Source organism: uncultured Anaerococcus sp. (genome assembly GCF_963512375.1).
Classification (GTDB): Bacteria; Bacillota; Clostridia; order Tissierellales; family Peptoniphilaceae; genus Anaerococcus.
The window spans coordinates 26,946-38,472 of record NZ_CAUPMI010000021.1 but is presented as its reverse complement, the minus strand read 5'-3'; the positions used below and the strand labels follow the sequence as shown (position 1 = coordinate 38,472).

Genomic DNA, 11,527 nt, shown 5'->3' with positions numbered 1-11,527 from the left:
AAACAGCCATATTTTCCAGCGTTAACTTGTATCATTTTAATAACTTACATTTCTATGTCTATATATAAATTTGGAAATCATTTAACAAAAATTAGAGAAAATAAAAAGATAAGCCAGGAAGACTTGGCATTTTTATCTGGAATCAGCCGCAGGTCTATATCGAGAATAGAAAACGGTCAAATTAAAGAGCCAAGCATGGACACCCTCCTAAAATTGTCGTCTGCCCTGGATTTCGACCTAGTCGATCTCTACATAAAAGATATCTATTAATCCCATTATTTATATAGGGAACTAATATCAAGCTTTGATATCCTTTGTGGTTTTAAATCCAAGGAAGAGATCCTCCTTTTAGAAAAAAAGCTAGAAATCTTAGAAAGGGACTCTGGATTTAAAAACAAAGATTATGAACTAGCCCTTATGAGGCTTTTTATAAAAAATCTAAAAACTCCAATTCTCATCAGCCTTAAAGAAGAATTTGAAGACCTTACATCTACTAGGTTAAATAAAAATAATTTGCTGAATAAGGATTTGAGTTTTTTAGAAGCTAGATTGCTGCTTAATATTTGTAATAAAAATAAAGCTTATAAGGAAATAGAAAGAGAAGATATTCTGAATAATTTAATTACAAAAAGAGACAAACCTATTATAGTTATAATGGCATATAATATTCTTATAAATAGAATGTATGTAAATGGGACATCTAAGGAAGCCTTAGAATTGGCGGATAAATCGATACAGTATGCTATAGATAATCATATTATTAATTCATATGCTCTTTTATATTACTTAAAATTTTTGTGTTTATATGAAATAGGAGATGAAAGATATATAAATTCACTTAATTTTGCAAATATGTTTTCATCACATTTAGATAATTGTATGTTATCAAAAATTATTGACAAGAAATCCAAAATTGTTTTTGGAGATTAATTATATAAATTTATATAACTTGGATAGTAAAATTAAGCTAGACACTTTTAAATGAAATAAAAAGCCATTTATGATACACTTAAATTACAGCAATAACATTAAGGAGTATCAAAATGGCTTACAATCATCTTACCATACAAGAGTTAATTTGGATAAAGCAATACTATAAATCTGGAGAAAAAGTTACAAATATAGCAAAATACTTATCAAGAGCAAGACAAACCATATATAATGTCATAAATTGGCTAAAAAAAGGTTTAAGTATACAAGACTACCATGAAAACTACAAGAAAAATAAATCTAAATGTGGAGCAAAAATCAAGCAATTAAGTGATGAAGAATATGATTATGTTCTTGATAAAGTAAGTAAAGGATGGACTCCTGACCTAATAGTAGGCAGAGGTTAAATAAAACTATCAATGAGTTCAAGAACTCTCTACAGAAGGTTTAAAGATGGGACTTTAGAAGTAAAACTTCTACCAATGAAAGGTAAAAGAAGAAAGAATGGTAGTGTAGAAAAAAGAGGAAAACAAGCCTTTAAAAGAAGTATTCATAGTAGGAATAAATCATATCCTAATTTCAAAAATGAATTTGGGCATTTTGAAGGAGACACCATAGTAGGCAAGGATCATAAAAGTTGTGTAATAACTTTAGTAGAAAGAGTAGTATCCAAAGCAATAATAACTTTAAAACCAGAAAATAGAACAGCAAAAGCAGTAGAAAACAGGCTAAATGTTTGGTTAGAACAAATTCCCAAACACCTTGTGTAATCAATAACATTTGACTGTGGAAAAGAATTTTCAAACTGGAAAAGTGTATGCAATAAGCATGATATATCAATATTCTTTGCAGATCCAGGTTGCCCAAGTCAAAGGGGATTAAATGAAAATTCAAATGGGTTGTTAAGAAAATATGGACTACCAAAACAAACTGACTTTAGGTTAATGGATGAAGAGGATATTGTTTCTATAGCTAGCTACAGAAACAATATCCCAAGGAAATCTTTGAAATATAAAACACCGTTAGAAGAATTTATGAATTTGGTGTATTCTGTCTAGGTTAATTTGACAATTGGAATAACTAAATCAATAAATCCTAAATTTAATAAATTTTTTCAAAATACAAATTTGAAGTAATTTAAAACATCTAATTATTGTTTTAATGGGTTTTGATAAAAGATTTATTTTAAATTTTTATAGGACTTAATTTCTATTATAGTAGACTCTTTTTTATCATTAGCATAAGAAGTACTAACGTTTAGTGTTAATAATATTGCAATTAGAAGTAATATATTTTTTTTCATAAAGCAACTCCTTTTAATATCGTTTGTAATATTATATAGTTGAATTAATTATAAAAAAGGGACATGGATGTCACTTTGAATATTTCAATTTGCTTGTAAATTGTAGATACAAATCGATTTGAATAATTAAAGGAGAGAAATACATGAAAGTAATAATGAAGCCAAGACAGAATATTACAATTCAAACATGTGGTGTAGGTGGGGTATCAAATTGCTGCGCAGGAACAACCACAACAACAAAATAGTTATTTTTGAATGACTTATTAAGTCCCATTTTTAATATACTTGAATATGAAAATTTTCTATATTAATTATATTAATGGGACTTAATTTATATGAAATTTATTAAGGAGGGTATATGTATAAAGAATCTAAATATAATCAATTTATAGAATTTGATGGTAAAAGTATTTTATATAATTTTTTAAGTTCAGCTATGGTAGAGATAGATAAAAAGAAATTCTACGAAAAATTAACACAAGCAAATAATAAAGATGATGAATTTTTGCTTTTACATGATTATGGTTTTATTGATAAATGTAATGAGCAAATAAATCAAGTATTGAATTCTTACGACAAAGAAAAAAATGAAAAAAGAACGATGAATATAACTATTGAATTAACCAACTCTTGTAACTTTAGGTGTAAATATTGTTATCAAGAACATCTCACCAATTTTATAGACAAAGATAAATCAGATAATATTATCAAAATGATTAATAATAAAATAGAAGACGGTATAATTGCCTTACATATTCATTGGTTTGGAGGAGAACCGACATTAAATTTAAACCAAGCACTATATTTAGACAATGTAATAAAAGATGTTTGTGAGAAAAATGGAGTTAAGTACACAGCGAGCATGACTACTAATGGATATACAATAAAAGAGAACTATCCCAAATTAAGCTTACTTAAAATAGATAATTTCCAAATAACCCTAGATGGTATTGAGCCATATCATGATTTTACAAGGCATTTAGAAAATGGTCAAGCAACATTTAAAAAGATACTAGATAATATAAAATTTCTAGATGATGAGGGATATAGTGTAGTAATAAGATATAATGTGAATAAACGAAATTATAAAATAAAAGAATTTATTGATTTAATAAAAAATCAAAGATTTAGCTCGAATATTAAGCTACATATACAAGGAACAAATAAGTTTGAAAATAGTGATGAAGTTGATGATCTTTATTTTGAAGATACAAAAGAATATTCAAAATATTTATTAAAAATCTATGAGGATTTGAAAGACGAAAATTATGAGATACCAAAATATAAAAACTTTGGAACAAATTGCTCATTTGATTGCATGAATAATTTTTATATTAATAGTGAATTAAAAATTCTCAGATGTTCTTCGTGCGATAATTCTAAAGAATCACAAATTGCAACTATTAAGGACGGAACTTTAGTATTTAATAAAGAAGCGCTTGATAAAAAAGAGAAGTACATAGGATTTGAAAAGGATAAATGCGAAGAGTGCAATATGCTTCCTATATGCAAGGGAGGATGTTATTTAAAACATAGCTTAAATCAAGATGAGTGTATTCCAGAAAAATATTTTGTAAAAGATTATGTAAGGTTATTATATGAACAAGCAAAACGTTAAGAAATTATACAAAGACCCAGAGATAGTAAATAAAAAGGAAGTTTTTAAACTAGTTATAGGCTATGTTATTTCATCTCTTGCTCTTTTAGCTATACCTATCTCCACAAAAATTCTTGTAGATGCAATTAGTAAAAAAGAAGAGCTTGGTTTTGATAAAATTAGTCTAATATTTTTAGCTGTGATTTTTTCTTCCTTGCTTATTTTTTATTTTGGATCTTATAAGGTAAAAAAGGCTAATTTAAAATTTTATGAAAACTTGGTAAATAAGATCTATACCAAGTCAGTAGCTATGTATCCGTCTGACTACGAGACTTTTGATGCGGGATTTATTCATAATTTATACTATGGTGAAAGCCAAACTCTTGCGGCAAATCTTACAAATTTATTTATTATCATGCCAGCTTCCCTTATTCAAGCTCTGATTTTTGCAAGTGTTTTAATGAATATAGATATTAAACTTAGCCTCCTTGTCCTAGTGAGTCTGCCTCTTTACATATTTTTGGTAAGCTTTAATGCGAAGAAGAGAACTGATTTAAATCAAGAAACTATAGTAACTAATGATCTTTTTGTCAAGACAACCAATAATTTCAAGGATAATATTTCTCAAATCAAATTATCTGGAGCTAGGCACTTTTTTGAAGATAAGTTTAAGAAGGCTACAAGTGACAACAGGAAAAGTCATGAAAGATTTTACTTTTACTATTTCCTTGGTGAGAGGTTAAGCTCGCTTGTTACGAGCATCCTACCGATTATTATCCTAGCCTTTGGGGCAAAGGATGTAATAAATAATAGGATAAGTCTAGGAACTATACTTATGTTTATAGAAATTGCAGCCTTCTTGTTTGAACCGTTGACTAATTTTTTCCATATTTTGACAGAAGCTAAGTCTATAAAACCATATTTAGAAAGATTTGAAAGTTTTGCTTATAAGATTAGTGAAGAAAATAAGCTTTATGATGAAATGTTTACTCCTACTAAAGACCTTGCTATTAAGAATTCTAAGGTTTTTTCTCAAACTTCTGACTTTCTTTACGATGTAGATATGGACTTAAAAGAAAATGGTCTTTATATCATAAAAGGTAAAAATGGATCAGGCAAGTCTACACTGCTAAGACTTTTATCAGGTCTTAATTCAGCCAAAGGATTTGAAGGGGGAAAAGTTTCAATTCCTAGATCATACAAGGATAATATAGCCTTCTTATTTTATCCCCTATTTAATTTTGAAGGGACAGGAAGAGAAAATATTATTTTTAATGAGGACATGGATATAAGATTTTCTGAGTTATTGGAAGATGATGTTTATAATAAAAATATAAAAATTAACCCCTTAAACCTATCATCTGGTCAGGCTCAAAAAATATCCCTGCTTAGAGTCCTAAATTCTGAAAAAAAGGTGATTTTTCTAGATGAGCCAACAACAAATCTAGAAAGAGAATCTATAGAAAAATTAAAAAAATATCTAGAAGCTATTAAAAAAGAAAAATTAGTTATAATAATAATGCACAGCGACGAATATGATGAAATAGCTGATGGCATATATAAGATAGGTGATGATAAAAAGCTTATAATAGAAATGTAAGGAGACCTCGGAGAAAATGAGGTCTTTTTATAGACCCTTAACAAATAAGATCTCGTTTAAAAGCGAGGTCTTTTTATTTTAATATTATTTAGCAAAGGGCTAGTTTGGTGGATTTCTTATTGGAAATTAGGCTTTTGGGGTATTTATATAAAAAGAATATTGTGCGCCAAAGGAGAAGATTATGTATGAACTTAAGAAAGTAAGCATTCCATCAGGGGAAACTATTGCTTATAGAGAGGCTGGTAGGGGTGATAAAAACATTTTATTAATCCATGGCAACCAGTGCTCTTCTACTATCTATGATGATTTTATGAAAAGATATGAGAAAAGGGCGAAGCTTTATGCCATAGACCTTGCTGGTTTTGGGGAGTCTTCTTATAATAATAGGCATACAAAAATTACAGATTGGGCCAGGGATGTGGATGAATTTATGGAGGCCCTTGGTATAGATAAGGCCATTATCGTGGGCCATTCTGCTGGCGGTGGTGTGGGCCTTAAGCTTGCTACAGATTTTGGAGAAAGGGTAGACCATCTTATCCTCATCGCATCTGTGGGGGTAAAGGGCTTTTATCTTCCAAAATTAGATTCATTTTTCAAACCGATTCCAGGCCAATTTGCCTACACTTATGAAGAAATTGCTGGCCACCCTTCAATTTTATTTGTCGAAAAGCTTATTAGGGACGGGTCAAGGCTTTCTGCCAAAAATATGTGGATGCAAAGCCTTTACAACCTTAGGTCTCCAGAAAAATCTCACTTTGAGACCTATATTGATGAATTTTTCAAGGAAAGGTGCTTTACAGACATAAGCGTGGCCCTTTGTCAGTTTAATATTACAGATGATATCACCTTCCAAAAGGGAGATGGGTCTATTGCAAAGATTAAGGCTCCTGTAAGCTGGATAGCCGGCAAGAGGGATATGGTAGTTCCATTTGCCATAGCAGAAGATTCTATTAAATATTTCCCTGGAAAGGCAGAGCTTATCGCTCTTGACCAAGCAGGCCACATGGTTTTTAATGACGCTCCAGAAGAGTTTTATGGCCATGTGGATAGGATATTAAAAGAAAGTGGGATATAAAATGACAAAGTATAAAGATATTTATGATAAAAAAGTGATGACTGCAAGTAAGGCTTTGGATTTGATAAGAGATGGGGACTATATTTTCTCAGCCCAGGCTACAGCTGAGCCAATTGAAATCATGTCTAATCTCGGGCACTTAAAAGAGACTGGAGTAAGGGGTTGTGTCCTTGTGACTTGCCTACCCCTTAGGGATTATGATTATTTTCACGACCAAGATATGAAGGGAATTTTGGACCACCACGCCTGGTTTATGTCTCCTGGTCTTAGGAAGGCCTATGAGGAAAAGTTGGTAAGCCCTGTCCCACAAAGGTCTACGACTATTTTAAAAAAGACCCTAAAGAGGATTGAAAAGGAAAATAGGAGGCCGGTTGTAATTTGTACTGTATCACCAATGGATAGACACGGATATTTTTCCTTGTCCGTGTCAAATGTTTACGAGATGGACCTTATAGAAGCTGGGGCCCTGACCCTAGTTGAGGTAAATCCAAATTTCCCAAGGACCTTTGGAGATAACCAGGTTCATGTGTCAAGGGTGGATGCCATAGTTGAGGCAAATCATCCAATTCCTACTGTAAAGCTTGCTCCATATGGAGAAATTGATTCCAAGATCGGAGCCTATATAGCAGATTATATAGAAGATGGGTCCACAATCCAGCTTGGTATAGGCAATATTCCAAATGCTGTAGCCCATGAATTAAAAAGCAAAAAGCACCTGGGCATCCACACAGAGATGTTCACAGAAACAATGATAGATTTGATAGAATGCGGGGCGGTGGATAATTCGCAAAAAGGCCTTTTAAATGGCTATTCTGTAGCATCCTTCACCCTAGGCAGCAGGAGGCTCTACGATTATATAGATAACAATCCAGCAGTACTCTTTAAATCATCAACCTTCACCAACGACCCTTACACAATTGGGTTAAATAAGAAGTTTGTATCTATAAATGCTGCCCTAGAAATAGACCTCTACGGCCAGGCAGCCTCAGAAACTGTTAATGGTCTGCCTTTTTCTGGCACAGGTGGCCAGTCAGAAACAGTAAATGGGGCCCAAAGATCAGAAGGGGGCAAATCTTTCCTAGCTATGCATTCAACTTATACAAAAAGGGATGAAAATGGAAATGAAAAGACCTATTCAAAAATAGTTCCTTATCTTTCGAGAAATCAAGCGGTGACAACATCCAGAAATGATGTAAATTATGTGGTGACGGAATATGGGGTAGCTGATCTTACAGGACTTACCATAGGAGAAAGGTCCAGGGCCCTAATAGAAATAGCCCACCCTGATTTTAGGGAGGACCTTATTAAAAAAGCAGAAGAGCTTATGATTTGGTAAAAAGTAAAAGACCTCGGTTGAGGTCTTTTCATGTATAAGGTTCTTCATCAATTTCTGCTGCGGTGCTCTGCACCTTGAGAAAATCAATCTAACTGCGACTCACAAAAATTGATGCTCCTATTCGTCGCATAAAATTTTGTTCCCTGCATAAGGTTTCTCATCAGTTTTTACTTCGCAAGCTTTGCTTGCTTGAAAAACTGTGAGAACCGCAAAAAAATCGCTTACGATTTTTTTTGCTACCATTACATTAATACCCAGGTTTACCAAGTAGTTTAAACATTGCTTTCTTATAAGCTTCTACTCCTGGTTGGTCGAATGGGTTTACTCCTAGCATGTAGCCTGATACTCCTACTGCTATTTCGAAGAAATAGAAGAGTTCTGCTAGAGTTCTTTCGTTTACTTTTTCGATCTTGACCCTAATATTTGGTACTCCGCCTTCTACGTGGGCCATTGCTGTACCTTCCATGGCTTGTTTGTTAACGTAGGACATTTTTTTGCCTGCTAGGTAGTTTAGGCCATCTAGGTTGTCGGCATCGGTTTTGATTTCTATGTCTTTGTCTACATTTTCGACTTCTATTACTGTTTCAAATAGATTTCTCTTGCCATCTTGGATCATTTGGCCTACTGAGTGGAGGTCTGTGGTGTTATTTACACTTGCTGGGAAGATTCCCTTACCATCTTTGCCCTCAGATTCGCCATAAAGTTGCTTCCACCATTCAGCTACATATTTTAGCTTTGGTTCGTAATTTACGAGGACTTCGATGTCTTTGCCAGCTTCATGGAGCATATTTCTTACTGCAGCGTATTTGATTGCATCATTTTCCATAGATTTAAGAGTATATTTTTCTCTACCATCAGCAAAACCTGCCATAAATTCGTCTATATCAATACCTGCTACAGCTAGTGGGAGTAGGCCTACTGCAGATATTACAGAAAATCTTCCGCCTATATCATCTGGCACTACAAAGGTTTCATAGCCTTCTTTTGTAGCTAAATCTTTTAAGGCACCCTTGGCCCTGTCTGTTGTGGCAAAAATTCTCTCTCTTGCACCTTCCTTACCATATTTTTCCTCGATAGCTTCTTTTAGAAATCTAAAGGCTATAGCTGGCTCAGTAGTTGTACCTGATTTTGAGATTACATTTAAGCTGTAGTCCTTATCCTTGAGGTAGTCAAGAAGTTCTACCATGTATTGGCCAGAGATTTGGTTACCTGCGTAGATTATTTGAGTTTTTCTATTTGAGTTAAAATAAGAATCGCATGCCACATCCACGGCCTTGATACCTAGGTAGGATCCGCCTATACCAATAGATACAAGAACATCTGAATTTGATCTGATTTTATCAGCTGCCATTTTAATTCTTTCAAATTCTTCCTTGTCATAGTCAACTGGCCTATCAATCCAGCCTAAAAAGTCATTGCCCTTGCCTGACTTATTAATAAGAGTATCAAAAGCATCAAGAGCCCTTCCTTCATAGTCTTTCAAATTTTCTAAGTTAACATTATTTAAATCTAATTTCATGTTTCCTCCTATCCTTCTTTATATGATTATACCCTTAAAGGAAATTTCTTATAACAAATTATATTTATTAAAAAGCAAGCTTTAATCACTAGTCTGCATAATATTTCAAAATGAAAATCATTATCAATAACAAAAGTATGAGTGTATATTATAAGAAAACGAGCCTAATTGATTTCTATATACCCTCGAAAATGACTATTTTAAAAGAATTTTGCAAGGGAACAGTGATAATGATAATGATTATACATATCATATTTAGAAAGATTAAAACTTTAGAATCATTCTTGACAATTCGTATAATTAATAATATAGTATGAATAACAGGTGATATGAAGTCACGAAAAAATATAAAGGAGATTATTATGGCAGAACTAAAAGGAACAAAAACAGCACAAAACTTAATCACATCATTCGTTGGTGAATCACAAGCCAAAATGAGATATACATATGCTGCAAAAACTGCAGAAAAAGAAGGTTATAGACAAATCGCAGCAATCTTTAGAGAAACAGCTATGAACGAAGGCGAACACGCTGCAAGATTTTATAAATTCCTAAGAGAAGAATTCAAATTAGAAACAATCGAACTAACAGAAGGCTATACAGCTTGGCCAGTAATTTGGCATGATACACTAACAAACCTACAAGGTGCTATAGATGGTGAAAACGAAGAATGCGAAGATATGTATCCATCATTTGCTGACGTAGCAGAAGAAGAAGGATTCGACGAAATCGCTAGAGCATTCAGAAATATAGCAAAAGCTGAAGGAGCTCATAGAGATAGATACCAAAAACTACACGACAATGTAGAAAATGGAACAGTATTTGAAAAAGAAGAATCAGTAATCTGGAAATGTGGAAACTGTGGCTTCCTATATGAAGGCAAAAAAGCACCAAAAATCTGCCCAGCATGCCACCACCCACAAGAATGGTTCGAAGTAGCAGCTTTCAATTACTAAAATAAACTCTAAACCCGACCTCGGTCGGGTTTTTATTTTGCCTATAATGGTAAAATTATATAAAATGGGTATTAATATAATTATAAGGAAAGTAAGGTTTCTCATCAGTTTATGCTTCGCACTTCGTGCTTGATAAACTGTGAGAACCGAAAAAAATCGCTTACGGTATAAAGCACCCCATTCAAGGTTGGGGTGTAAAGAATGTAATATTTTTCAACGAACGCTCCTTCTCTCGACTCCGCTCGAGATAAAATTCGTCGCGTTCTTATGAAAAAATTACATAAGGTTTCTCATCAGTTTATACTTCACACTTCGTGCTTGATAAACTGTGGGAACCATAAAAATTTTACCTATAAAATTTTTATTACCATTAAAGGAGGAATATATGAAAGTAATAGTATGCAAAGATTATGATGATATGAGCAAGAAGGCTAGTGAGCTTGTTATTAGCAATATGATTGAAAAGCCTCAAATAAAGTTTGGTTTTGCGACAGGTTCTAGCCCTATTGGTCTTTACAAAAACCTGATAGCTGCCCAAAAAGAAGGGGAGATTTCTTTTAAATATGCTAAGAGTGTGAACTTAGATGAATATGTAGGAATTGATAAGGCTAATGAACAATCCTATTCTTATTTTATGGATGAGAATCTTTTTGATCATGTAAATATCAATAAAGAAAACACCCACCTACCATATGCTCCAGAAAATGATGAGAAATATGCTATCGAATACAGAAAAATCTTAGATGATTTTGGCCAAAGAGATATTCAAATCCTAGGTCTTGGACCAAATGGCCACATAGCCTTTAATGAGCCTGCTGATAAATTAAATAGACGCGCATCTATTATAAAATTAACAGATTCTACTATAGAAGCCAACTCAAGATTTTTTGAAAATGAGGATGAAGTTCCAAAATACGCCCTTTCAATGGGGGTTGAAGAAGTATTTGATGCCAAGACCCTAATAGTACTTGCTAGCGGCAAGAGCAAACATGAAGCTGTAAAAAGACTCTTAAATGATGATACAATTTCAACTGAGCTTCCATGCTCTCTTCTAAACCTTCACCCAAATGTTTACCTATTTGTAGATGAAGAAGCCTATAATGGCTAAAACTTTATAGTTTTATTTAAAAAATCACCTCTATTAGCTGATGCTTATTTTTCCATTTGCTAATAGGGGCGTTTTTTTCATTTTTATTTGCTTTTCTTTATAA

General features: G+C 32.8%; 10 protein-coding genes and 1 pseudogene. 9 read left to right on the top strand and 2 right to left on the bottom strand.

Annotated elements, in window-relative coordinates; genetic code table 11:
- From RRB46_RS08865 to RRB46_RS08855, 3 genes and pseudogenes are all read left to right on the top strand, one after another.
- Window positions 1–270, top strand: a 270-nt coding sequence (locus tag RRB46_RS08865; protein WP_311538240.1) for a helix-turn-helix transcriptional regulator, incomplete at its 5' end; no start/stop codon positions are given.
- A 147-nt stretch (window positions 271–417) separates the two neighbouring features.
- Complete coding sequence (locus tag RRB46_RS08860; protein ID WP_311538239.1) at window positions 418–930, top strand: hypothetical protein; 513 nt, start codon at window positions 418–420, stop codon at window positions 928–930.
- A 113-nt stretch (window positions 931–1,043) separates the two neighbouring features.
- Window positions 1,044–1,988, top strand: a pseudogene (locus RRB46_RS08855) (IS30 family transposase).
- Between the two features lie 122 nt (window positions 1,989–2,110).
- Here the strand turns inward: RRB46_RS08855 and RRB46_RS08850 are convergent.
- Complete coding sequence (locus RRB46_RS08850; protein ID WP_265213392.1) at window positions 2,111–2,233, bottom strand: hypothetical protein; 123 nt, start codon at window positions 2,231–2,233, stop codon at window positions 2,111–2,113.
- 358 nt (window positions 2,234–2,591) lie between these two features.
- Here RRB46_RS08850 and RRB46_RS08845 point away from each other — a divergent pair, with 358 nt between their 5' ends.
- The 4 genes from RRB46_RS08845 to RRB46_RS08830 all read left to right on the top strand — a co-directional run bounded on the left by RRB46_RS08845 (window position 2,592) and on the right by RRB46_RS08830 (window position 7,841).
- On the top strand, window positions 2,592–3,851 hold the full coding sequence (locus tag RRB46_RS08845) for a radical SAM/SPASM domain-containing protein (RefSeq protein WP_311538238.1): 1,260 nt from the start codon (window positions 2,592–2,594) through the stop codon (window positions 3,849–3,851).
- Window positions 3,832–5,430, top strand: coding sequence for an ABC transporter ATP-binding protein (locus tag RRB46_RS08840; protein WP_311538237.1), 1,599 nt, complete (start codon window positions 3,832–3,834; stop codon window positions 5,428–5,430). Before RRB46_RS08845 ends, RRB46_RS08840 begins: the two co-directional genes overlap by 20 nt.
- A gap of 181 nt (window positions 5,431–5,611) precedes the next feature.
- The gene (locus RRB46_RS08835; protein ID WP_311538236.1) at window positions 5,612–6,505 is read left to right on the top strand and encodes an alpha/beta hydrolase; all 894 of its coding nucleotides are present in this window, start codon (window positions 5,612–5,614) and stop codon (window positions 6,503–6,505) included.
- A gap of 1 nt (window position 6,506) precedes the next feature.
- Complete coding sequence (locus RRB46_RS08830; protein WP_311538235.1) at window positions 6,507–7,841, top strand: acetyl-CoA hydrolase/transferase C-terminal domain-containing protein; 1,335 nt, start codon at window positions 6,507–6,509, stop codon at window positions 7,839–7,841.
- A gap of 247 nt (window positions 7,842–8,088) precedes the next feature.
- Here the strand turns inward: RRB46_RS08830 and RRB46_RS08825 are convergent, their stop codons facing one another.
- Entirely contained in the window at window positions 8,089–9,360 is a 1,272-nt protein-coding gene (locus RRB46_RS08825; RefSeq protein WP_311538234.1) for a glucose-6-phosphate isomerase, read from the bottom strand.
- A 362-nt stretch (window positions 9,361–9,722) separates the two neighbouring features.
- Here RRB46_RS08825 and rbr point away from each other — a divergent pair, with 362 nt between their 5' ends.
- Both rbr and nagB read left to right on the top strand, forming a co-directional pair.
- On the top strand, window positions 9,723–10,316 hold the full coding sequence (gene rbr, locus RRB46_RS08820; protein WP_297690193.1) for a rubrerythrin: 594 nt from the start codon (window positions 9,723–9,725) through the stop codon (window positions 10,314–10,316).
- A gap of 385 nt (window positions 10,317–10,701) precedes the next feature.
- Window positions 10,702–11,424: a glucosamine-6-phosphate deaminase gene (gene nagB, locus RRB46_RS08815; RefSeq protein ID WP_106461329.1), complete on the top strand. Its 723-nt coding sequence runs from the start codon at window positions 10,702–10,704 to the stop codon at window positions 11,422–11,424.
- Window positions 11,425–11,527: the final 103 nt, after the last annotated feature.